This is a genomic window from Lysobacter sp. HA18 (assembly GCF_054057595.1).
In genome coordinates this window covers 2323560-2344420 of sequence record NZ_JBSRZL010000001.1, presented here as the reverse complement: position 1 = coordinate 2344420, position 20861 = coordinate 2323560, and the positions used below count along the sequence as shown (strand labels likewise).

The 20861-nt window shown below is 67.1% G+C and carries 25 protein-coding genes; 12 read left to right on the top strand and 13 right to left on the bottom strand.

The window, feature by feature from the left end:
• Position 1 precedes the first annotated feature (1 nt).
• From ACVWWW_RS11570 to ACVWWW_RS11545, 6 genes are all read right to left on the bottom strand, one after another.
• The gene (locus tag ACVWWW_RS11570) at positions 2 to 442 is read right to left on the bottom strand and encodes a DUF4431 domain-containing protein (protein WP_027083417.1); all 441 of its coding nucleotides are present in this window, start codon (positions 440 to 442) and stop codon (positions 2 to 4) included.
• Entirely contained in the window at positions 433 to 648 is a 216-nt protein-coding gene (locus ACVWWW_RS11565) for a YbdD/YjiX family protein (RefSeq protein WP_027083418.1), read from the bottom strand. Before ACVWWW_RS11565 ends, ACVWWW_RS11570 begins: the two co-directional genes overlap by 10 nt.
• A complete protein-coding gene (locus ACVWWW_RS11560; protein WP_027083419.1) occupies positions 632 to 2677 on the bottom strand; it encodes a carbon starvation CstA family protein in 2046 nt (681 codons plus the stop codon). Before ACVWWW_RS11560 ends, ACVWWW_RS11565 begins: the two co-directional genes overlap by 17 nt.
• Before the next feature lie 100 nt (positions 2678 to 2777).
• The gene (gene corA, locus ACVWWW_RS11555) at positions 2778 to 3770 is read right to left on the bottom strand and encodes a magnesium/cobalt transporter CorA (RefSeq protein ID WP_027083420.1); all 993 of its coding nucleotides are present in this window, start codon (positions 3768 to 3770) and stop codon (positions 2778 to 2780) included.
• Positions 3767 to 4978, bottom strand: a complete 1212-nt coding sequence (locus tag ACVWWW_RS11550; RefSeq protein ID WP_051235273.1) for a lipoprotein N-acyltransferase Lnb domain-containing protein — start codon at positions 4976 to 4978, stop codon at positions 3767 to 3769. Before ACVWWW_RS11550 ends, corA begins: the two co-directional genes overlap by 4 nt.
• Positions 4965 to 5831 carry a transporter associated domain-containing protein gene (locus ACVWWW_RS11545; RefSeq protein ID WP_027083421.1) on the bottom strand — a complete coding sequence of 289 codons (867 nt, stop codon included), beginning with the start codon at positions 5829 to 5831 and terminating at the stop codon, positions 4965 to 4967. Before ACVWWW_RS11545 ends, ACVWWW_RS11550 begins: the two co-directional genes overlap by 14 nt.
• 176 nt (positions 5832 to 6007) lie before the next feature.
• Here ACVWWW_RS11545 and ACVWWW_RS11540 point away from each other — a divergent pair, with 176 nt between their 5' ends.
• Positions 6008 to 6157, top strand: coding sequence for a hypothetical protein (locus ACVWWW_RS11540; protein ID WP_155914353.1), 150 nt, complete (start codon positions 6008 to 6010; stop codon positions 6155 to 6157).
• Between the two features lie 78 nt (positions 6158 to 6235).
• Positions 6236 to 6415, top strand: coding sequence for a hypothetical protein (locus ACVWWW_RS11535; protein ID WP_027083422.1), 180 nt, complete (start codon positions 6236 to 6238; stop codon positions 6413 to 6415).
• Positions 6416 to 6530: 115 nt separating this feature from the next.
• Here ACVWWW_RS11535 and ybeY read toward each other — a convergent pair whose 3' ends face one another.
• The 3 genes from ybeY to ACVWWW_RS11520 all read right to left on the bottom strand — a co-directional run bounded on the left by ybeY (position 6531) and on the right by ACVWWW_RS11520 (position 8747).
• A complete protein-coding gene (ybeY, locus tag ACVWWW_RS11530; protein WP_027083423.1) occupies positions 6531 to 6995 on the bottom strand; it encodes an rRNA maturation RNase YbeY in 465 nt (154 codons plus the stop codon).
• 15 nt (positions 6996 to 7010) lie between these two features.
• Positions 7011 to 7997, bottom strand: a complete 987-nt coding sequence (locus ACVWWW_RS11525) for a PhoH family protein (RefSeq protein ID WP_027083424.1) — start codon at positions 7995 to 7997, stop codon at positions 7011 to 7013.
• 132 nt (positions 7998 to 8129) lie between these two features.
• On the bottom strand, positions 8130 to 8747 hold the full coding sequence (locus tag ACVWWW_RS11520; protein WP_155914354.1) for a phosphatase PAP2 family protein: 618 nt from the start codon (positions 8745 to 8747) through the stop codon (positions 8130 to 8132).
• Between the two features lie 129 nt (positions 8748 to 8876).
• Here ACVWWW_RS11520 and ACVWWW_RS11515 point away from each other — a divergent pair, with 129 nt between their 5' ends.
• From ACVWWW_RS11515 to ACVWWW_RS11505, 3 genes are read left to right on the top strand one after another with little or no spacing between them, the layout of a single operon-like run.
• Positions 8877 to 9920 (top strand): 3-oxoacyl-ACP synthase, encoded by a 1044-nt coding sequence (locus tag ACVWWW_RS11515; protein ID WP_051235275.1) that lies wholly within the window; start codon positions 8877 to 8879, stop codon positions 9918 to 9920.
• Entirely contained in the window at positions 9920 to 10942 is a 1023-nt protein-coding gene (locus ACVWWW_RS11510; RefSeq protein WP_051235277.1) for an NAD-dependent epimerase/dehydratase family protein, read from the top strand. Before ACVWWW_RS11515 ends, ACVWWW_RS11510 begins: the two co-directional genes overlap by 1 nt.
• Positions 10939 to 11811: an MBL fold metallo-hydrolase gene (locus tag ACVWWW_RS11505; protein WP_051235279.1), complete on the top strand. Its 873-nt coding sequence runs from the start codon at positions 10939 to 10941 to the stop codon at positions 11809 to 11811. Before ACVWWW_RS11510 ends, ACVWWW_RS11505 begins: the two co-directional genes overlap by 4 nt.
• A 9-nt stretch (positions 11812 to 11820) precedes the next feature.
• Here ACVWWW_RS11505 and miaB read toward each other — a convergent pair whose 3' ends face one another.
• A complete protein-coding gene (gene miaB / locus ACVWWW_RS11500) occupies positions 11821 to 13221 on the bottom strand; it encodes a tRNA (N6-isopentenyl adenosine(37)-C2)-methylthiotransferase MiaB (protein WP_027083428.1) in 1401 nt (466 codons plus the stop codon).
• Positions 13222 to 13367: 146 nt separating this feature from the next.
• Here miaB and ACVWWW_RS11495 point away from each other — a divergent pair, with 146 nt between their 5' ends.
• The 6 genes from ACVWWW_RS11495 (at position 13368) to ACVWWW_RS11470 (ending at position 18546) form a co-directional block, all read left to right on the top strand.
• A complete protein-coding gene (locus ACVWWW_RS11495; protein WP_027083429.1) occupies positions 13368 to 14267 on the top strand; it encodes a lytic transglycosylase domain-containing protein in 900 nt (299 codons plus the stop codon).
• A gap of 211 nt (positions 14268 to 14478) precedes the next feature.
• Positions 14479 to 15111: a ubiquinol-cytochrome c reductase iron-sulfur subunit gene (gene petA / locus ACVWWW_RS11490; protein ID WP_027083430.1), complete on the top strand. Its 633-nt coding sequence runs from the start codon at positions 14479 to 14481 to the stop codon at positions 15109 to 15111.
• Between the two features lie 52 nt (positions 15112 to 15163).
• Positions 15164 to 16402: a cytochrome b gene (locus ACVWWW_RS11485; protein WP_027083431.1), complete on the top strand. Its 1239-nt coding sequence runs from the start codon at positions 15164 to 15166 to the stop codon at positions 16400 to 16402.
• A 100-nt stretch (positions 16403 to 16502) separates the two neighbouring features.
• Entirely contained in the window at positions 16503 to 17189 is a 687-nt protein-coding gene (locus ACVWWW_RS11480; protein ID WP_456954730.1) for a cytochrome c1, read from the top strand.
• Between the two features lie 121 nt (positions 17190 to 17310).
• Positions 17311 to 17946, top strand: coding sequence for a glutathione S-transferase N-terminal domain-containing protein (locus ACVWWW_RS11475; RefSeq protein ID WP_027083433.1), 636 nt, complete (start codon positions 17311 to 17313; stop codon positions 17944 to 17946).
• Positions 17947 to 18051: 105 nt separating this feature from the next.
• The gene (locus tag ACVWWW_RS11470; RefSeq protein WP_027083434.1) at positions 18052 to 18546 is read left to right on the top strand and encodes a ClpXP protease specificity-enhancing factor; all 495 of its coding nucleotides are present in this window, start codon (positions 18052 to 18054) and stop codon (positions 18544 to 18546) included.
• Between the two features lie 9 nt (positions 18547 to 18555).
• On the opposite strand, the gene ACVWWW_RS11465 is transcribed toward ACVWWW_RS11470, so the two are convergent.
• Positions 18556 to 18897, bottom strand: a complete 342-nt coding sequence (locus ACVWWW_RS11465) for a DUF3301 domain-containing protein (protein WP_036142092.1) — start codon at positions 18895 to 18897, stop codon at positions 18556 to 18558.
• Between the two features lie 67 nt (positions 18898 to 18964).
• Between ACVWWW_RS11465 and ACVWWW_RS11460 the strand changes: the two genes are divergently transcribed.
• A complete protein-coding gene (locus ACVWWW_RS11460) occupies positions 18965 to 19729 on the top strand; it encodes an FHA domain-containing protein (protein ID WP_027083435.1) in 765 nt (254 codons plus the stop codon).
• On the opposite strand, the gene nadC is transcribed toward ACVWWW_RS11460, so the two are convergent.
• A complete protein-coding gene (nadC, locus tag ACVWWW_RS11455) occupies positions 19726 to 20583 on the bottom strand; it encodes a carboxylating nicotinate-nucleotide diphosphorylase (protein ID WP_456998700.1) in 858 nt (285 codons plus the stop codon). The two genes, ACVWWW_RS11460 and nadC, sit on opposite strands and share 4 nt — an antisense overlap.
• A gap of 5 nt (positions 20584 to 20588) precedes the next feature.
• Positions 20589 to 20855 carry a Trm112 family protein gene (locus tag ACVWWW_RS11450; RefSeq protein WP_027083437.1) on the bottom strand — a complete coding sequence of 89 codons (267 nt, stop codon included), beginning with the start codon at positions 20853 to 20855 and terminating at the stop codon, positions 20589 to 20591.
• Between the last annotated feature and the right edge of the window lie 6 nt (positions 20856 to 20861).

Genomic DNA, 20861 nt, shown 5'->3' with positions numbered 1-20861 from the left:
GCTACTTGTGTGCGCTGTGCCGCGTGCTGGCCGGCGGCTTTGTCGTCAGAGTCGGCAGCGCGTTGATGTCGATCAGCACAGACGTGTGGTGATGCGCAGTGATCGCATGGAACAGCGTGCCCTCGATCCGCACGTGCTTGCCGATGTACGGGCGCAGGTCGAGGTCGGCGAAGGTGAGGGTGACTTCGCGTTGACCCTTTTCAGCCACGTCGTCGCCGTCCGGGCTTGTCGTCGTGCACATCGGCGCGTCGAGACGCAATAGGACCTGCCGCTCCCTGGAGTCGGTGAGCGGATCTTCGCCGTAGTTCGGCGGACCGTAGAACGTGCGCGTGGACAAAGTGCCGGACAGCGCGACGACGCTAGGCTCATAACGCAGGCATTCGGCCCGCGCCGCGACAGGCGACAGCGCTAGCAGCAGCGCGAACGTTCTCGTCAGCAGCATCGCGACCTGCCTCGCCCGTAACGCGCATGCAGACGCTCCCGAAAGAACGTCGCCTCGTCCATCGGCGCGATATCGGGGTGCGAACGCCGCATGTGCTGCACGTACACGTCGTAATCGGGAATGCCGATCACCAGACGCGCCGTCTGCGCGAGATGGCGCCACGCGCCCGACAGTGCACTGCGTGCAGCGTCAACCGACGGCGACATAGTCCGTCTCCCGTGCAGTGGGGCGCACGTCGCGACGCGCAGCCAGCATCGCGCGCACGCCGAAGAACGTGGTCGACAGCAGCACGCCGACGAACAGCACGCAGAGGCCGGCGTCGAGCATGTTGTTGAACGCGACGCGGTGCATGTCGGCCAGCGATTTGGCCGGCGCGATGATTTCGCCGCGCGCCGCGGCGTCGGAGAACTTCCGCGCCGCCGCCATAAAGCCGATCTTCGGATCCGGATGCAGCAGCTTCTCGCCACCCGCAGTGAGCGTGCAGACGAGCAGCCACAGCGTCGCAATGCCGGGAATCCACAGGAAGCGCTCGCGCTTCATGCGCACCATCACCACGCAGCAGAACACCAGCGCGATCCCGGCCAGCATCTGGTTGGCGATACCGAACAAGGGCCACAGCGTGTTGATGCCGCCGAGCGGATCGACCACGCCCTGGTAGAGGAACCAGCCCCAGCCCGCGACGGCGAGCGCCGTGCACAGCAGGTTGCCGACCCAGCTCTCCGTGTTGCGCAGCGGCGCGTAGGCGAGGCCGGCGATCTCCTGGAACATGAAGCGCGCCACACGCGTGCCGGCGTCGATCGTGGTCAGGATGAATAGCGCCTCGAAGAGGATCGCGTAGTGGTACCAGAACGCCATCATGCGTTCGCCGCCACCGAGCTGCGCGAGGATCTGCGCCATGCCGACTGCGAGCGTCGGTGCACCGCCGGTGCGCGACAGCACGGTTTCCTCGCCGATCGATTTCGCGGCCGCAGCCAGCGTCTCAGGTGTGATCGCGAAACCCCATGCGTTGATCGCGGTCGACGCGGAATCCAGCGTCGTGCCGAGTGCAGCCGCGGGCGCATTCATCGCGAAATACAGGCCGGGCTGCAGCACACACGCCGCGACCAGCGCCATCACCGCGACGAACGCTTCCATCAGCATCGCGCCGTAGCCGATCAGCGGAATGTCGCGTTCGTTGCCGAGCATCTTCGGTGTCGTGCCCGAGCTGATCAGCGCGTGGAAGCCCGACACCGAGCCGCAGGCGATGGTGATGAACAGGAACGGGAACAGCGTGCCGGTGAACACGGGGCCGGTGCCGTCGACGAAACGCGTCACCGCCGGCATGTGCAGGTCGGGCATCGCGAACAGGATCGCGAGCGCGAGGCCGACGATCGTGCCGATCTTGAGGAAGGTCGACAGGTAGTCGCGCGGCGCGAGCAGCAGCCACACCGGCAGTACCGAGGCGATGAAGCCGTACCCGATGAGCAGCCACGCGAGCGTCGTGCCCTGCAGGCGGAACAGCGCGCTCCACTGGGGATCGGCCGCGACGCGCCCGCCGATCGCGATCGACGCGAGCAATAGCACCAGCCCGATGATCGACACCTCGAGGATGCGACCGGGCCGCACCCAGCGCAGGTAGACGCCCATCAGCAACGCGATCGGAATCGTCATCGCAACCGTGAACGTGCCCCACGGGCTCTGCGCGAGCGCCTTGACGACGACCAAGGCCAGCACCGCGAGCAGGATCAACATGATCGCGGCGATGCCGAGCATCGAGATCGCGCCGGCCGCGTTGCCCATCTCGCTGCGGATCATTTCGCCCAGCGAACGGCCGTCGCGGCGCGTCGAAAAGAACAGCACCAGCATGTCCTGCACCGCGCCGGCGAACACCACGCCGAACAGGATCCACAGCGTGCCCGGCAGGTAGCCCATCTGCGCGGCGAGCACCGGGCCGACGAGGGGGCCCGCACCCGCGATCGCCGCGAAGTGGTGGCCGAACAGCACGCTGCGCTCAGTCGGCACGTAGTCGAGGCCGTCGTTGCGGCGATGCGCCGGTGTCAGCCGCGACGGATCGACGCCGATCGCCTTCGCGACGTAGCGCGCATAGAACCGGTAGGCGATGAAAAAGATGCTGGCCGATGCCGCGACCAGCCACATCGCGCTCACCGTCTCGCCGCGATGCAGCGCGAGCACCGAAAGTGCCGCAACCGCGAGCAGGCCGAGTGCCGCCCAGAAAAGTCCCGCCAGTCCCCGCATCGCGCACCTCCCGTGAGGCGGCGAGCGTCTCGCGCGGCGGCGCTTGGGTCAATGTGCGATGCGGTAACCGAGTGCGCGAAACGCGCGACGCGGCGGTCGGCTAGAGCCAGCGCGCCTTCTTGAACTTGCCGTACAGCGCGAGCACCACCAGCGCCATGAACCCGATCAGCACGTAGTAACTCCAGCGCCCGTGTAGCTCCGGCATGTGCTCGAAGTTCATGCCGTACCAGCTCGCGACCAGCGTCGGCGCCGCCAGCAGCGACGCCCAGGCGCCGAGCCGCTTCACGATCTCGCCCTGCTGCACGGTCACGAGCGACAGGTTCACGCCGACCGCCGCCGTCAGCATCTCGCGCAGCGTTTCGGTGGACGACTGGATGCGGATCGCGTGGTCCAGCACGTCGCGCAGGTAGGGCTGGATCGTCTCGTCGACCAGCCCGCCGGGCTCGCGCGTGAGATGGCTGACGATGTCCTGCAGCGGCTCGGCCGCCATGCGCAGTTCGGTGAGGTCGCGCTTGAGCCAGTACAGGCGCTGCACCGTTTCCTTGCGGAAATCCTCGGCGAAGATGTCTTTCTCGAGCTCGCCGAGCAGCCGCCCGTATTCATCGACGATCGGCATGAAGTTGTCGACGATCAGGTCGAGCACGGCGTACAGCGCCGCGCCGGGGCCGTGCACCAGCAGCGCACGTTCGCGCTCCATGCGTGCACGCGCGGTGGCGTAGCTGGACGACGCGCCGTGGCGCACCGTCACGATGTAGCGCGGGCCGACGAAGATGTGCGTCTCGCCGAAACGGATCGCGCCATCGGTGGTCTGCGCCGTGTGCACGGCGATGAACATCGAGTCGCCGTAGGTCTCGAATTTCGGGCGCTGGTGCGCGTTCTGCGCATCCTCCACTGCGAGCGGATGCAGGCCGAACTCCTCCTGCAGCTTCTCCAGCACGCTCGCCGCCGGCTCGTACAGGCCGACCCAGACCCAGCTGCCGTCGTCGACGGCCAGCACGTCGCTGATCTGCTCGATGCCGATGTCGCGACGCTCGCCCTCGCGCGTGTAGGCGGCGCAGTTGATGACGCACTGGGCGTAGGCGGCTTCGATCATGCGCCGATGCTAGCGGCCGGCGGGTGGCGCGTGTTGCGAAGGCTGGCCCAGAGGCCGACGTGGATCGGCATCAACAGCGCGATCCAGCGCGCGTTGTCCTGCGGGCCGGACTCCAGCCACAGCGAGAACATCGCCAGCAGCGCGAGACCCGCGAGCACCGGCAGCACGCGCTGCAGCAGCGGACCCGACGCGCGGCCGCGCAGCACGCGCCACGCACCCGGCAAGCCCAGCCACGCGAGCGGATTCAGCAGCAGCAAGTTGCGGTTGGCCCAGGCGAACTCGTGCACGGTTCCGAGCCACAGGAACAGCATCAGCGCGCCGACCACGCCGGCGAGCGTCCAGAACACCAGTGCGAACGCGGCGACGGGGCGCGGACGATGCGTTCCGGCGGTACCCAGCAGGGCGCCGAGGATCAACCCGACCGCCAGCCACGGCCACGGCGAGCGCGCCACGTCCGCGGGCTCCGGGAAGATGCGATGCGGCAGCACGCGCGTTTCGCTGTCGACCAGTGGATGGCCGTCGATCTCGACCTCGCGCAGCGACGCGGCGAGGCGCATCGGCACGAACGCCTCTTCCCACAGCGATAGTGGACGGTCCGACCGCGGCCCGAGGCCGACGTCGAAACCCGTCCACATCCACGTGGCGGGCGACGCCAAACGCGTGGCCTCGCTGCGATACGTGGTGCCATGCGAGCGCCCGGACAGCTGGCGATGCAGCTCGCCGCCGAGCACGCGGTCGATGACGTCGCGCACGCGCGTGGCGCAGTTGTCGCGGAAGTAGTCGTAGTCGTACGTCGCGTTCTCGGGCAACGCGTTCGTCGCCAGCGCGGCGGCGAGCTGCGTGGCCTGCGCATCGGTCAGGTGCAGCCACTGGATGGACACGCCGCGGCCTTCCTCGCGATACATGACCATGTCCCGCTCAAAGGGCAGGGCGGCGAGCTGGTAACGCATCTTCCCGTGCACGAAGTTGCCGACGAAGCCGGGCTCGGACGGGTCGAAGAAGCCGAAGTTGTAGGACGTCGCGGCGCCGGTGGCGGGGTCGACGACGACGATTGCGTCGTGGCCGAAACGCTCCCAGAACACCTCGCCCGGCTGCATGGTGGCGACGCCGACGCGAGGCGCGGCCGACACCACGAACGGCGTCAGCAGCATCAACAGCACGAGCAGCGCGCGGACGAGGCCGCTTGCGCTGCGATCAGGCCTCGCCATGCACGCCCACGTGGAAGGCGTGCACGCGGCGGGCGTCGGCGCCGGCCACGCGAAACACGAAGCGGTCGAGCGTGAGTTCCTCGCCGGCTTCGGGCAGGTGGCCGATGGCGGCGGTGACCAGGCCGCCGATGGTGTCGTATTCGTCGTCGTCGAAATCCGCACCAAACCGCTCGTTGAAATCGGCGATCGGCGTCAGCGCATCGACTACGAACTGGCCGTCCGTCTGCGCGGCAATGAGCGCGTTCGGATCGGCGGCTTCGTCGTGCTCATCGTCGATCTCGCCGACGATCTGCTCCAGCACGTCCTCGATGGTGATCAGGCCGGCGACGCCGCCGTGCTCGTCGATGACGATGGCCATGTGGTTGCGCGACTGGCGGAACTCGCGCAGCAGCACGTCCAGCGGCTTGGACTCGGGGATCAGTAGCGCGGGGCGCAGCAGCTCGTGGATGGTCGCAGGGCCGTGGTCGGCGACCACGCCGCGCAGCAGGTCCTTGGCGAGCAGCACGCCGAGCACTTCGTCGCGATCCTCGCCATGCACCGGGAAGCGCGAATGGCCGGACTCGACCACCATGTGCATGAGGTCGAGAAAGCGCGTGTCGGCCGGCAGCGAAACCATCTGCGAGCGCGGGATCATCACGTCGCCCACTGTCATGTCCGACACCGCGATCGCGCCTTCCATCATGCGCAGCGTGTCGGCCTCGATCAGGCCGTCGTTCTGGGCGTCGCGCAGCAGTTCGACGAGATCCTCGCGGTTGGAGGGCTCGCCTGAGAGAACGGAGCTGATCCGTTCGAACCAGGAGCGGCGGTCGCCGCCGCGTTCGTGGTGGTGGGTACTACTGTCGTCCTCGGACATGTCTTCGCATCAGTGCGCCGCTCGGGGCGGCGGCGCCAGTCTAGCGTTCAGACCGGCAATCGTCGTGACGGAAATGTGCTTGACAGGCGAGCAGGAGGGGCGGCAGTGTCAGTCGTCGGCGCCGTCGGCCGCCGCGTGTACATATATGAGTCGACGAACGACAAGGAGTTGATGTGATGCGCAACTTGAGCGACATGGAACTGGATATGGTGAGCGGCGGGCAGGGCGACGAACTCGTACTGCCACCTTATGGGGACCCGCCGTACGCAACGCCGGGTACGCCACAGCCGGGGACCGATCCGGGTGGCCATCGCAACGCGAACTAGGGTCCCATCTACAGCTACCGCGAATGTCGGTTAGCGGTAGTTGCAATCCTTCCGACTGCAGAAAAAGGAAAATCTGAAATGCGTGAACTCGATATCGCTGAAGTGTCCGTTGTCGCTGGTGGTGACGGCGAGCCGCAGCCCCACACGACGTATAACAACACATACTTGGCGGACGGCCCGTTCGATGGCGGTACGACCGGCAGCGGTGGCACGATCCAGCCGGGGACGGACCCCGCAGGCCATCGAAACCAGAATTGACGAGTAGGGAAGCCCGCCGTTCGGCGGGTTTCCTTTTTGGGGTCCTAGTCTTGCGCCGGTGGCATGGCGGCGCGCGGCTGCCACGTCATGCGCGCTGATGAGACTGCGCGCGCTGCTAGTACGGGTCTGCGATGCCCAGCCCGGCGAGGATGGTGCTCTCGCGGGATTCCATGGCCTCGGCCTGGTCGTCTTCGACGTGATCCCAGCCCAGCAGGTGCAGCACGCCGTGGACGGTGAGGTGGGCGTAGTGGTCAGCGGGCTTCTTGCCCTGTTCGGCCGCCTCGCGGGCGACCACGTCCGCGCAGATCACCAGGTCGCCGAGATCGGGCAGCTCGACGTCGTCGGGCAGGCCTTCCGGGCGCTCGGCGGGGAAGCTCAACACGTTGGTCGCGTAGTCCTTGCCGCGGTAGGTGCGGTTGAGCTCGCGTCCCTCGTCGGGCGCGACTATGCGGATGCCGACCGATGCGGGCGCGTCGCGATCGTGCAGTGCCGCCGCCACCCACTTCGCGAAGCTCGCCGACGACGGCACGCCCTTGCGCCCCGTCGCGTAGCTGACGCTGACTTCCGGTTCCACCGACATCGCGTTCTCCGCGCGTCAGCTCCGGCCGGCGGCCGCGTCGGCTGCCGCGTCGCGCGCATCGTAGGCGGTCACGATGCGGGCCACCAGCGGATGACGCACCACGTCGCGCGCCTCGAAGAAGGTGAAGCTGATGCCTTCGACGCCACGCAGCACTTCGATCGCGTCTTTGAGCCCGGACTTCTGGTGCTTGGGCAGATCGATCTGCGTCATGTCGCCCGTCACCACCGCGGTGCTGCCGAAGCCGATGCGTGTCAGGAACATCTTCATCTGTTCGACGGTGGTGTTCTGCGCCTCGTCGAGGATCACGTACGCATCGTTGAGCGTGCGGCCGCGCATGTAGGCCAGCGGCGCGATCTCGATGACGTTGCGTTCGAGCAGCTTGGCCACCTTCTCGACGCCGAGCATCTCGTACAGCGCGTCGTAAAGCGGGCGCAGGTACGGGTCGACCTTCTGCGTGAGATCGCCCGGCAGGAAGCCGAGCTTCTCGCCGGCTTCGACCGCAGGCCGCACGAGGATGATGCGCTGCACGCGCGTCGAGTTGAGCGCTTCAACGGCGCTCGCCACGGCGAGGAACGTCTTGCCGGTACCGGCGGGGCCGATGCCGAAGTTGATGTCGTTCATCGCGATGGCGTGCAGGTAGCGCGCCTGGTTTTCGCCGCGCGCACGCAGGTTGCCGCGCTTCACGCGAATGACGACTTCCTGCGGCTCGACATCGTCCGCCATGCGCTGCTGCATGCCGGCATCGGACAGCCGCAAGTGGATCGCGTGCTCGCTCAGCGTTTCGGTCTGTGTGTCCTCCCACAACTCGTGGATGAGGCGGTCCGCCTGCTGCGCGGCAGCGGGGGTGCCGGTCACGCGGAACACGTTGCCGCGGTTGGCGACCTGTACGCCCAGCCGCAGTTCGACCAGGCGCATGTGCGCGTCGAACGGACCGGACAGGTTGGCGAGGCGCTCGGGATCGGGCGGGTCGAGGACGAAGTCGCGATGGATCAGGTCAGCCATGCGGAAAGGGCTCGTGGAGTCGGGCGAACGATGCACGGACGGGCGAAAGCGGCGCGTGATCTTAGAGCAGGCGGTCGGTGGCGCGTCGCCACGGCGGGTCGCGCGGCGTTACGTGCACACCGCGGGCGACAGTCAGCGACGCGGCAAGTGCGAAGCGCGAACCGCGTTTGTCGTAGCCGCGACATCGCGCGGCGCACGCCACAACAACGGATGTCGCGTCACGAAAAGTCCGATCAATGCCGTCGCCGCGCCGCCGGCGATGTCCATCGCGACATGCTGCCCCGTGGTCACCACCGAAGGCAGCAGCGCGACGATCGCGAGCCACGTCGCTGGCGCAAAGCGCGGGTATTGCAGCGAGAAACCTGCCGCGATCACCAGCGGCAACGTCACGTGGCCCGACGGAAAACAGTTGCCCGGCGCGTCGACCGCGAGCAGCAATCGCCATGCGCCCACGGTCGCGGGGTCGAGCCCGTCAGGCAGCGGCATCCGCGGCAATCGCGTCGGAACCGCAAGCCACAGCACCACGTTGAGCGCGAGAGCGACGACGTAGGCACGCATCGTCGCCGCGAACAGGTATCGACCGCGAATCGCGAGCGCCATGGCCGGCGCGAGCAGCAGGAGCAGCCAGTACGGCCAGATCGTCCAGGCGTGCAGGCCGAGCGTCGCGTCCAGCGCGGACGCAGTGACGACATGCGCATCGGCCGGCTGCCGATTGTTGATCGCGAGATAGAGCGCGCTGTTCAACGCCACGGCGACCGCGACGATGCCGGCGCCGCGCCTGAACGGGATGAATGGAGGACCTTCGGCGAGTGCGTGCACCGGCCCAGTCTGCCAGCAGCGTCGCGCGCATACTGGCCGCGACTTCAACCGGCCTCGACCATGAGCCAGCCGTTGCCCGAGATCGCCATCGCCGCACGGCGCGCGTCGCCCGAGCTCGACTGGCGCGTGCGCATCGCTGGCATGGGCACGTACCTGCCGCGGCGACGCGTCGAGAGCGCAGAGATCGAAGCGCGCGTCGGACTGCCCGCGGGATGGGCGCACGAGAACAGCGGCGTGGCAGCACGCCACTGGTCTGCGCCGGATGAGCGCGCGAGCTGGATGGGTGCACAGGCCGCGTTGCGTGCATGCGCGGCGGCGGGTGTCGCACCCGAGTCGCTCGACCTGATCCTCGGCGCATCCGGTTCGGTGGAACGCGCGATTCCCGACGGCGGACCGTTGCTTCAAAATGCGGTGGGGCTCGGACGTTCGGGCATCCCGAGTTTTTCCGTACACGCGACCTGCCTGAGTTTCCTCGCCGCGTTCGAAGTCGCTGCCGAACGCATTCACAGTGGACGCATCGATCGCGCGTTGATCGTCAGCAGCGAAATCGCCTCCGTCGCGCTGGATTTTTCCGCGCCCGAAGCCTGCACGCTGTTCGGCGACGGCGCGGCCGCCTGCGTACTTGAACGCAGCGGCGCGGACGACACCGGCCGCGTGCATCGCGTGCAATGGATCACGCATGGCGCGGACAACGAACTGACGACCGTGCGCGGCTGCGGCACGCATCGCCACCCGAATGCACCCGATGCGGATCCGCTCGACGCGCTGTTCCAGATGCAGGGCAGGGCGACGCTGCGTCGTGCCGCGCGCCTCGCGCCGGAACTGCTGGAGCGTCTCGAACTGGATCGCGATGCACGACGCGAACTGCGATGGGTCGTGCCGCACCAGACCAGCCGCGCGGGCATGGATTACGTCGCAATGATGGGTTTCGGCGACGCGGCGGTCATCGACATCCTCGAAGGGACAGGCAACTGCATCGCAGCATCGATTCCGATGGCGCTCGCACGAGGCATCGGGGACGGCCGCATCCAGCGCGGCGAACGCGGCATGTTGATCGGCACCGGCGCTGGGCTGTCCGCCGCCGGAATCGTGCTGACGTATTGATGAGCGCGATGCGGGCGCAGCGTGTTGTCGTGACCGGCGCGACGGGATTTCTCGGTGGCGCTGTGGCGCGGCGGTTGCGCGCGACGCGACCGGATGTCGAGGTACTCGCGCTTGGACGCGACACTGCGCGCGGCGCGGCGCTCACTGCAGATGGTATTGATTTCTTGAGCGTCGATCTGTGCGATGCGACGACTCTGCGTGGCGCGATCGAAGGCGCCGACGCCGTCGTGCACGCCGCCGCGCTGTCGAGTCCCTGGGGGCCGCGCGCCGCGTTTGTCGCGGCGAACATCGATGTGACTGCAAACGTGGCGCACGCATGTGTCGATGCCGGGGTGCGCCGGCTCGTCCACATCTCGACGCCGGGGATCTATCACGACGGTCGCCCGCATCTCGGCATTCGAGAGGACGACCCGCTGCCGGCACGCGCCGTCAACGATTACGCGTCGACGAAGCGAATCGCCGAGCAGCGCGTGCGGGATCTGACCGAAGGCAGCGGCGTCTCAGCGCTGATCCTGCGGCCGCGCGCGATCTTCGGCCCGGGCGACACCTCGCTTCTGCCGCGTATCGCCGAGGCGTTGCGTCGCCATCGACTGCCGCGCATCGGCGACGGCAAGTGCACTGTCGATCTCACATACATCGACAACGCCGTCGACGCCACGTTGCTCGCCCTCGACGCGCGCGCCACGGAGCACGGTCGCGCCTACAACATCAGCAACGGCGAACCCGTGCGCATCTGGGATGTGATCGATCGGCTGGCTGTTGCACTCGGCGAACCTCTGCCGACACGACGCATTGCTGCCGCGCCGCTACGCGTGTTCGCTGGCGTGCTCGAAACCATCCATCGAATCGCCATGCCGCAACGCGAGCCCGCCTTGCTGCGCTACGGCGTCGATCTTCTGAGTGTCGACATGACGCTCGACATCTCCCGCGCCCGCAGCGAACTCGGCTACGCCCCGCGCATCGGCATCGATGACGCACTTGCGCGCACCTTCGATGCACTTGCTGCGGAGCGCCGCGCGTGAGCGGCGCCACACGCGTCTCGCTCGGCGTATCCGGCCACAGCCACGTCGATTCCCGGCTGGCCGCATTGCCTGAGTGTAGCGACGGTCGCCATGCCTTCCCGGCAGGCTGGGCACTGATCGAACATCCCGTCCACGGCCCGGTGCTGTTCGACTGCGGCTACGGCGAGCCCGCGCGCACGGCGATGCAACGCGGCCTGCGGCGTGTGTATCGCAACGTGCTCGGTGTGTGCTGCCCGGCTGAAGGCGACGCCGTGGCGTTATTGCGTCAGCGCGGGATCGCCCCCGACGACGTGCGCTACGTCGTCATCAGCCATTTCCATCCCGACCACGTCGGCGGCCTGCGCGCGTTTCCATCAGCGCGCTTCGTCGCGCATGCGGATGCGTGGCAGACGATGCAGCGCGGTGCGCTCGCACGGCTCCACGCGCAGGTATGGCGCGAACTGTTGCCGGACGATTTCGAGTCGCGACTGCAGCTCATCCGCGCTAACGCGCTCCTCCCGCTCGATGGCGATCTCGCTGCTCTAGGCGCCGGCGTCGATCTGTTCGACGACGGCACCATCGTGCTCGTCGACCTACCCGGACACGCACGCGGCCAGATCGGCCTGGCGACGCATCACGACGACACGCGTGTCCTGCTCGTTGCCGACGCGTTCTGGCAGCAGGCGCAGCTCGACACGTCGACGCCGCTATCGTGGCTCGCACGTCGCCTGGCGACGGATCATTCCGCCGACTACGCCGCCACGCTTTCGCGCCTGCGCCGCTTTCGCGACGAACAACCGGACGCGTGGATCATCGCGTCGCACTGCGCTCGCACGCTGCAGCAGTGGTCGGATCGTCACCCCGACGCACTGATGCGCGCGCCGGAGTGACGTCGTCGCTTACGCCGGAACCGCTTCGTCCTGCGTCACCACACGCCCGCGCAGCGAATTGCTGAACGCCTCGGTGATCACGACGTCGACGAACTGCCCGACCAGCCGCGCCGGCGCGGCAAAGTTCACCGAGCGCATGTTCTCCGTCTTGCCGGTCAATTCGTTCGGGTCTTTGCGCGACGGCCCTTCGACGAGGATGCGCTGCACGCTGCCGACCATCGACTCCGAAATACGCTTGGAATTCGCAGTGATCGTCGCCTGCAGACGCGACAGCCGCGCGTGCTTGACCTCGCTCGACACGTCGTCCTCGAGGTTCGCCGCGGGCGTGCCCGGGCGACGCGAATAGATGAAAGAGAACGACTGATCGAAGCCGACGTCCTCGATCAGCTTCATCGTCTTCTCGAAATCGGCATCCGTCTCGCCCGGGAAGCCGACGATGAAATCCGACGAGATGGAGATGTCCGGCCGCACCGCGCGCAGCTTGCGGATCTTCTGCTTGAACTCCAACGACGTGTAACCGCGCTTCATCGCTGCGAGGATGCGGTCCGAGCCCGACTGCACGGGCAGGTGCAGGTAGTTCGCGAGCTGCGGCACGTCGCGATACGCCTCGATGAGCGAGTCGGAGAACTCGAGCGGGTGCGACGTGGTGAAACGGATGCGGTCGACGCCGTCGATCTCGGCCATCGTGCGGATCAGCAGCCCGAGATCGGCGATCTGCCCATCCCCGTACGGCCCGCGATACGCATTGACGTTCTGCCCGAGCAGGTTGACCTCACGCACGCCTTGCGAGGCGAGCTTCGCGACCTCGACCAGCACGTCCTCGAACGGGCGGCTGACTTCCTCGCCGCGGGTGTAGGGCACCACGCAGAACGAGCAGTACTTCGAGCAGCCCTCCATGATCGAGACGAACGCGCTCGGCCCGTCCGCGCGCGGCTCGGGCAGGCGGTCGAACTTCTCGATCTCCGGGAAGCTGATGTCGACCTGCGGCTTGCCGGACTCGCGGCGCGCCTCGATCAGCTGGGGCAGGCGATGCAGGGTCTGCGGGCCGAACACCAGGTCGACGTATGGCGCGCGTTTGACGATCGCCTCGCCCTCCTGGCTGGCCACGCAGCCGCCGACGCCGATCAGCACGGGCTTGCCGCCCTGCTTGAGCGCCCGCCAACGGCCGAGCTGGCTGAAGACCTTTTCCTGCGCCTTCTCGCGGATCGAGCAGGTGTTGACCAGAATGACGTCGGCTTCGGCCGGGTCCGTCGTAAGTTCGAGTCCTTCGGACGCCGCGAGAACGTCGGCCATCTTCGCCGAATCGTACTCGTTCATCTGGCAACCGTGGGTTTCGATGAAGAGCTTGCCGCGCGGGGCGGCGGCAGGAAGCGTCGCGGGGTCGGCGACGGGGAGCGTCAGGTCAGTCATGGGATTCCGGGAAGGGCGGCGGTTATTCCGGGCCGGCCGGTCCAGTTTACCGCGGCGCAACACGCCAGGTGACCGCATCCGCAGATCAACAATTCGAGTCCGATCAAGGGCTTGTGAAAGTTCTGCGAACGGGGAATGATGACCCCATGAAGAAGCTCACTGCACTTCTGTTCATTGCCGGCCTCGCTGGCGCCGCTCCCGCGATGGCCGGTACGGTCTATCGCTGCGACGCCAACGGCATCCGCAGCTACTCCAGCAAGCGGCTTTCGGGCGCGCAATGCGAGGTCGTGAGCCGTTACACGAACCGCCGCGCCGCGCGTTCCTATGCGCCTGCGCAGGGTGCGGTGACGCCGGTCAATCTCGTCGCCGGTTCGCCCGCGTCGGGCTCGCTGCCCGCGGTGTCGACGCCTGCCACGTTGACGGTGCCGGTCTCGAGCGCTCCGGCGCCAGCCGCTCCGCCGTCGCGCCTGGTGCAGGGCCAGATCTATTCGTACATGCAGGACGGCGTACGTCATTACTCCAGCCGTCGCCCGGTCGGTGTCGCCAATGCCGGCGCGGTCCGCACGATCAGCTACAGCTATATGGAGACGTGCTTCGCGTGCGCCGCGGCTCCGGGCGTCAACTTCTCCACGCTGCGCCTGAAGCCGGACGCCTACCGCGACGAGATCGCCTCGGCAGCCCAGCAGTACGGCGTCGAGGAGTCGGTCGTCCGCGCGATCATCCATGCGGAGTCGGCGTTCAACCCGAACGCGCTGTCCCGCGTCGGTGCCCAAGGCCTGATGCAGCTGATGCCGGCTACCGCCCGCCGCTTCGGCGTCGGCAACGCCTTCGACCCGGGCCAGAACATCCGTGGCGGCGTGCAGTACCTCGCGTTCCTGCTCAAGCGCTTCAACGGCGACGTCCGCCTTGCCGCAGCCGGCTACAACGCGGGCGAGGGCGCGGTCGACAAGTACGGCGGCGTGCCGCCCTACAGCGAGACCCAGCGCTACGTGCAGCGCGTGGCCCTGCTGGCCGATCGCTACCGCAGCTCGCCGATCCTGCGCTGAGTCGCTGGTCGGACTAAATCGAAAGGCCAGCCGGGCGACCGGTTGGCCTTTCCGCGTTCTGGGCACCGCGATTTGCGCCCGCCGTCATCGTCGGAGCGCGTCTAGCCGATTGTCGGCCCGTTCACCGTTCCGTTACACTTCCGCGTCTTTATCAGTCGTCGCGCGTTTCCCTCGCGCACGACCCACGTCGAATCAGTTTTCGGAGTGCCGGATGGCCAACGAAGGGGTCAACGAGCCCATGCACGAGCCGGTCAACCTCGGCCGCCGCCGGTTCCTTACCGCGACGACCGCAGTCGTCGGCGCGGTGGGTGCGGGCTTTGCCGCAGTGCCGTTCATCAAGTCGTGGAATCCGAGCGCGCGGGCGAAGCTCGCCGGTGCGCCGATCACGGCCGACATCAGCGGCCTGCCGCTGGGCCAGCGCATGATCGTCGAATGGCGCGGCCAGCCGATCTGGATCGTCCGTCGCTCGGAGGACATCCTCAAGGCGCTGCCGACGCTCGACAACCGCCTGCGCGACCCGAAGTCTGAAGACGTCGACCAGCAGCCGAAGTACGTGCTGAAGGGCGACGTGCACTACCGCTCGATCAAGCCGGAGATCTCCGTGCTCGTCGGCCTCTGCACGCATCTAGGTTGCTCGCCCGAGATGAAGGCCGAGATCCGCCCCGAGCCGTTCGATCCGGAATGGAAGGGCGGCTACTTCTGCCCCTGCCACAAGTCGCGTTTCGACATGTCGGGCCGCGTGTTCCAGGGCGTTCCGGCGCCGAAGAACCTCGCCGTGCCGCCGCACTATTTCGCGAACGACAACAGCATCGTGATCGGCGTCGATCCGAAGGGAGCCGCCTGACATGGCGACGAAGAACGACACCAAGCAGGCGCCTAACGACCCGGCGACCGGCATGATCAACGGCCTCGTCAACTGGTTCCACGATCGCGCCCCGGGCGCGAGCGAGGCGTACAAGAAGCACATGTCGGAGTACTTCGCTCCGAAGAACTTCAACGTCTGGTACTACTTCGGTTCGCTGGCGCTGCTGGTGCTGGTCAACCAGATCGTCACCGGCATCTTCCTGACGATGCACTTCAAGACCGACGCCGCGCAGGCGTTCGCGTCGGTCGAGTACATCATGCGGGACGTCGAGTGGGGCTGGCTGATCCGGTACATGCACAGCACCGGCGCCTCGCTGTTCTTCATCGTCGTCTACCTGCACATGTTCCGCGGCCTCATGTATGGCTCGTACAAGAAGCCGCGCGAGTTGGTCTGGGTGCTCGGCATGGTGATCTACCTCGTGCTCATGGCCGAAGCCTTCATGGGCTACGTGCTGCCGTGGGGCCAGATGTCGTTCTGGGGCGCGAAGGTCATCATTTCGCTGTTCGGCGCGATCCCGGTCATCGGCAACGGCCTGACCGAATGGATCATGGGCGACTACCTGCCGTCCGACGCCACGCTCAACCGCTTCTTCGCGCTGCACGTCATCGCGCTTCCGCTGGTGCTTCTCCTGCTCGTCGCGCTGCACCTGGGCGCGCTGCATGAAGTCGGCTCCAACAATCCGGACGGCGTGGAGATCAAGTACGGCCCGAAGGGCAATCGCTGGTCTCCGACGGCGCCCACCGACGGCATCCCGTTCCACCCGTACTACACGGTCAAGGACATGGTCGGCGTCGGGTTCTTCCTGATGATCGCCGCGTTCATCATCTTCTTCGAGCCGACCGTGGGCGGGCTGTTCCTCGAGCACGACAACTTCACCGAGGCGAACCGCCTGGTAACGCCGAGCCACATCAAGCCGACGTGGTACTTCACGCCGTACTACGCGATGCTCCGCGTGGTGCCGAACAAGCTGGCCGGTGTGATGGTGATGTTCGGCGCGATCGTGATGCTGTTCCTCGTGCCGTGGCTCGACAAGAGCCGCGTCAAGTCGATCCGCTATCGCGGCGTGCTCGCCCGGGTCATGCTCGGCCTGTTCGCCTTCAGCTTCCTGTGGCTGGGCAAGATCGGTTCTGGCCCCGGCACGGACATCAACGAGACCTACGTGGGCCGCGTGCTGACGTTCTTCTACTTCATGTTCTTCATCACGATGCCGATCTGGACCCGCATCGACAAGACGAAGCCGGTGCCGGATCGGGTGACGACGCATGACTAAGACGTCCCTTCGCCCGTCCGCCTCCTTCCTGTCTGCTGGATCCAAGAAGATGCGAGTTCTGCGATCGCTTGCGACGCTCGTGCTCGGCCTCGCGGTGTCGATGCCGCTGTTCGCCGAAGAAGAGGGCAACCTCCAGTCGGCCGGCACCGATATCACCGACCAGGCCTCGCTGCAGCGTGGCGCCCAGCTGTTCATGAACTACTGCTCGGGCTGCCACTCGCTGAAGTACCTGCGCTACTCGCGCATGGCCGAAGACCTCGGCTTGACCGAGGCCGAGGTGCAGCAGAACCTCAACTTCACTGGCGCCAAGTTCGGCGAGCAGATCGACGTCGCGATGCCGCCCGAGTCGAAGGACTGGTTCGGCAAGCAGCCGCCGGATCTTTCGCTGATTGCGCGCGTGCGCGGCTCGAACTGGGTCTACACGTATCTCAAGTCCTTCTATCTGGACGAGTCGCGCCCGGTCGGCTGGAACAACACGGTCTTCCCGAACGTGTCGATGCCGAACCCGCTGTGGCAGCTGCAGGGCCTGCAGCATGCGAACCTCGGCAAGCCTGACGCGACGGGTGAGCGCCCGGTGCTCGGCCTGAAGGTGACCGAGCCGGGTACGCTCGACGCCCAGGGTTTCGACCGCGCAGCGCGCGACATCACAACTTTTCTCGAGTACGCCGGCGAACCCGCGGCCATCAAGCGCCAGTCTCTTGGCGTCTGGGTGGTGCTGTTCCTGGCATTGCTGACGTTCCTCGCCTGGCTCCTGAAGAAGGAATACTGGCGCGACGTCGAGCACTGATCGCGGCCGCGGTGTCGGGGACAAGGACACTGCATCGCCGTGACTCGGGACCGTTGGCGACCGCCCGCACGGGGTGGGCGGCGCCGTACGGCCGGCGGTTTCCGGTCGATCGAGGTCGACGATGGCGGCGAGTCCACGTATGCGTAATACCCTGACCCTGTTTTCCTCCACCGACTGCGTCCTCTGCCATCGCGTGCGCCTTGTGCTCGCGGCCAAGGGCGTGACGTACGACCTGATCCCGGTCGATCCGCAGAATCCTCCCGAGGATCTGGTCGACCTCAATCCGTACCAGTCCGTTCCGACGCTGGTCGAGCGCGATCTGGTGCTCTACGCGGCGAGCGTCGTCAGCGAATACCTCGACGAGCGCTATCCGCACCCGCCGCTGATGCCGGTCGATCCGTTGTCGCGTGCGCGACTGCGTCTCGCGATGCTGCGTCTCGAGCACGACTGGGTGCCGCAGGTGCAGGCCATCCAGCTCGGCAACAAGGCCCAGCAGGAAGCCGGCCGCAAGCGTCTGAAGGAACTGCTCACCGCCTCGGTGCCGCTGTTCAAGGCGAGCAAGTTCTTCCTCAACCCCGAGATGAGCCTCGCCGACTGCGCGATGGCGCCGATCATCTGGCGCCTGCCGGCGCTGGGCGTGCCGCTGCCGAAGGATGGCAAGGTCATCGAGGATTACGGCAACCGCATATTCCGCAACCCCGGTTTCACCCGGAGCCTGACGGAACAGGAGCGCAAGCTCCGCGACATGCCGGCCTGACGCCACCTATCGCTGCGAACGAAGCCCGCCAACCGGCGGGCTTCGTCGTTGTGGCGGGCACTGCGTCACGGCCAAGCGCCTCACGCCGTCGCTTACACTTCCCCGATGAGCGACGAATTCGAGATGACGAGCCATCGTCCGTACCTGCTGCGTGCGCTGTACGAGTGGATTGGCGACAACGGCCTGACCCCGCATCTGCTGGTCGACGCGACGCGTCCCGATGTGCACGTTCCGAAACATGCGATCAACGACGGACGCATCGTGCTCAACGTCGCGCAGCGTGCTGTCGCGGGTCTCGAGATGACCAACGACCTCATCCGTTTCAGCGCGCGCTTCGGCGGCGTCAGCCATTCGGTGTCGGTGCCGGTCGGTGCGGTGCTTGCGATCTATGCGCGCGAGAACGGGCAGGGCATGGCGCTCCCGCCGGAATCGGATGAAAACGGCGCGACCGGCCTTCCCGCCGGCGCGCTCGGCGAGGGCGGTCCAACGCTGGAACTCGTGCCCGATAGCGGCGATGAAAACCCGAGCGATCAGGGTGACGACGGCGACCACGAACCGCCGACGCCGCCACGTCGCGGGCATCTGCGAATCGTCAAGTAAGTCGATCGATCAGTTCGTCGGCGTACGCGGCGGGAACGCGAGCGGTTCCGGCGTTGGCGGCCCGGCGAAGCTGACCAGGCGATCGCCGCGCAGCACGAGCCGCCCCTGGTGGCGGTCGGCGCCGTCGAGCGAATAGTCGAAACGGAACGTGCGTTCCCATCCGAGCTTTCCGCTCTCAAGGCGACGCGGACGGATGCCGATGACATGCACGGAATCGTCGAGCCATTGCACGCGCGCAGCGCGGCAGGCATCGCGACCGAGGTCGCGCGCACGCTCGGCTGCGGCGCGCCCGGCGTTCCAGAACGCGAACGCAGCGGCCGTGAAGAGCATCATCACGATCATTGAAGGCATTTTGTTACTGTGGCGGCGGCAGCGGATCTGAGCAAGAGCCGCCAAGGATCGAGGGGGCGATCACGGCATGAAACTCGTATTTCCGGGTGGCGAACACCCGCAGGTCATCCTGCAACCAGGCGTCAACAGCGTGGGTTCTGCGCCCGACGCCAACATCGTGATCGACCGCCCCGGCGTGCAGCCGCGGCACTGCCAGCTGCATGTCACCGCCAACGGCGTGATGCTCGACGTGCCGGTCGATGCCCCGGTTACCGTCAATGGTTCGCCGGTGCGCGGGCTGATCGCGCTGCGCGATGGCGACCGCGTGTCGTTCGACCGTTTCGAAGCGCGCCTCACTGGCATGGAAAACGTCGCTGCGGCGCGTCCGGGCGCGAGCGCGCCATCCGCCAACGACGACCTGTTTGCGACGACGGTGCGCGCCGCGCTCCCGAAGTTCGTGCTGCGCGGCATGTCCGGCCATCTGTTCGGTCGCAGCTTCGCATTGGCGGCGACGAACACCGTCGGCCGCGCCCCGGAATCGACCCTGCGTTTCGATGAGAACGGGATCTCGCGCGCCCATGCGCGCCTGGTGCCGACCGACGACAGCGTGCAGATCGAGGACCTCGGGTCCACGAACGGCACGTTCCTCAACGGCAAGCGCATCCTCAGCGGCGAAGCGAAGGTCGGTGACGAGATCGGTTTCGACACGCTGCGCTTCCGCGTGCTGTCGACGGTGCCGTCGGAGAACGAAACGCACGAGGACGAGCCGTCGGCTCGCATGGACCCGCGGCTGATGTGGGGTCTCGCGATCGGTATGGCGCTGCTTGCCGCGGCGGTCGTCGTCGCGCTTTAACCGCGTTCCGCTCCGGCCGGCTTGCGGCCGAGCTTGAGCGACAGATCGATCGCGCGGACATGCTTGGTCAGTCCGCCGATCGAAATGCAGTCGACGCCGTCCTCGGCGATCGCGCGCAGGCCGGCAAGGTCGACGCCGCCTGAAACTTCCAGCGGAATTCGGCCGTTCGCGATGCGCACCGCTTCGCGACGCATCTCCGCATCGAAGTCGTCGATGAGGATGCGGTCGCAACCTGTCTCGAGTGCTTCGCGCAGCTGATCCAGCGTTTCCACTTCGACGATCACTGGCAGCGACGGCGCGTGGTCGCGTGCATTGCGCACCGCGCCAGCGATCGAACCCGCGGCGCGGATGTGGTTTTCCTTGAGCATCACCACGTCGTACAGGCCCATGCGGTGATTGGTGCCGCCGCCGACGCGAACCGCGTATTTCTGCGCGAGCCGCAGCCCCGGAATCGTCTTGCGCGTATCGAGGATCTTCGCGCGCGTGCCGGCGACTGCATCAACATGCGCGGCGGTCACGGTCGCGGTCGCCGACAGCGTCTGCATGAAGTTCAGCGACGCGCGCTCCGCCGTGACCAGCGCACGGGCGCGTCCCTGCAACGTTGCGAGCAATGTGCCTGCACGCACCCGATCGCCTTCCGCGACGTGCCACGCGATGACGACGTCCGGGTCGATCGCACGATGGCAGGCATCGAACCACGGACGCCCGCACACGACCGCCACTTCCTTGCACAGCAGGTAGGCGGTATCAGCGACGTCGGGCAACAGAGCAGAGGTGACGTCGCCACTGCCGACGTCTTCCTCCAAGGCGCGGCGGACATCGACCTCGATCGCCGCAGCCAGCGGCGCTTCCACGCCGATCATGCGGTGGTGATGCCGCAGGTCGTGAGGTCGAGCGATTCTTCGGCGAGCAGCACTGGGATGCCGTCATCGATGCGATAGGCGAGGCGGCCGTCCGCGGTGACGAGCGCGGCGTCGACCGACGCAGCCTGCGGGCTGCCGTCGCCACGCTTCACGCCGCCACCGGCGATCGCCGCGTTGAGGTCGTGCAGCACGCGGGCATCGGCCGGGCGCAGCGGCTGTCGGGTGGTCGGGCAGGCCAGAAGGTCGAGCAACTTGCGGTCCATGGCAGG

Coding starts and splice junctions, on each gene's coding strand:
- ACVWWW_RS11570 (WP_027083417.1), bottom strand. CDS start 442: ATGCTGCTGACGAGAACGTTCGCGCTGCTGCTAGCGCTGTCGCCTGTC.
- ACVWWW_RS11565 (WP_027083418.1), bottom strand. CDS start 648: ATGTCGCCGTCGGTTGACGCTGCACGCAGTGCACTGTCGGGCGCGTGG.
- ACVWWW_RS11560 (WP_027083419.1), bottom strand. CDS start 2,677: ATGCGGGGACTGGCGGGACTTTTCTGGGCGGCACTCGGCCTGCTCGCG.
- corA (WP_027083420.1), bottom strand. CDS start 3,770: ATGATCGAAGCCGCCTACGCCCAGTGCGTCATCAACTGCGCCGCCTAC.
- ACVWWW_RS11550 (WP_051235273.1), bottom strand. CDS start 4,978: ATGGCGAGGCCTGATCGCAGCGCAAGCGGCCTCGTCCGCGCGCTGCTC.
- ACVWWW_RS11545 (WP_027083421.1), bottom strand. CDS start 5,831: ATGTCCGAGGACGACAGTAGTACCCACCACCACGAACGCGGCGGCGAC.
- ACVWWW_RS11540 (WP_155914353.1), top strand. CDS start 6,008: ATGCGCAACTTGAGCGACATGGAACTGGATATGGTGAGCGGCGGGCAG.
- ACVWWW_RS11535 (WP_027083422.1), top strand. CDS start 6,236: ATGCGTGAACTCGATATCGCTGAAGTGTCCGTTGTCGCTGGTGGTGAC.
- ybeY (WP_027083423.1), bottom strand. CDS start 6,995: ATGTCGGTGGAACCGGAAGTCAGCGTCAGCTACGCGACGGGGCGCAAG.
- ACVWWW_RS11525 (WP_027083424.1), bottom strand. CDS start 7,997: ATGGCTGACCTGATCCATCGCGACTTCGTCCTCGACCCGCCCGATCCC.
- ACVWWW_RS11515 (WP_051235275.1), top strand. CDS start 8,877: ATGAGCCAGCCGTTGCCCGAGATCGCCATCGCCGCACGGCGCGCGTCG.
- ACVWWW_RS11510 (WP_051235277.1), top strand. CDS start 9,920: ATGAGCGCGATGCGGGCGCAGCGTGTTGTCGTGACCGGCGCGACGGGA.
- miaB (WP_027083428.1), bottom strand. CDS start 13,221: ATGACTGACCTGACGCTCCCCGTCGCCGACCCCGCGACGCTTCCTGCC.
- ACVWWW_RS11495 (WP_027083429.1), top strand. CDS start 13,368: ATGAAGAAGCTCACTGCACTTCTGTTCATTGCCGGCCTCGCTGGCGCC.
- petA (WP_027083430.1), top strand. CDS start 14,479: ATGGCCAACGAAGGGGTCAACGAGCCCATGCACGAGCCGGTCAACCTC.
- ACVWWW_RS11485 (WP_027083431.1), top strand. CDS start 15,164: ATGATCAACGGCCTCGTCAACTGGTTCCACGATCGCGCCCCGGGCGCG.
- ACVWWW_RS11480 (WP_456954730.1), top strand. CDS start 16,503: ATGCCGCTGTTCGCCGAAGAAGAGGGCAACCTCCAGTCGGCCGGCACC.
- ACVWWW_RS11475 (WP_027083433.1), top strand. CDS start 17,311: ATGGCGGCGAGTCCACGTATGCGTAATACCCTGACCCTGTTTTCCTCC.
- ACVWWW_RS11470 (WP_027083434.1), top strand. CDS start 18,052: ATGAGCGACGAATTCGAGATGACGAGCCATCGTCCGTACCTGCTGCGT.
- ACVWWW_RS11465 (WP_036142092.1), bottom strand. CDS start 18,897: ATGCCTTCAATGATCGTGATGATGCTCTTCACGGCCGCTGCGTTCGCG.
- ACVWWW_RS11460 (WP_027083435.1), top strand. CDS start 18,965: ATGAAACTCGTATTTCCGGGTGGCGAACACCCGCAGGTCATCCTGCAA.
- ACVWWW_RS11450 (WP_027083437.1), bottom strand. CDS start 20,855: ATGGACCGCAAGTTGCTCGACCTTCTGGCCTGCCCGACCACCCGACAG.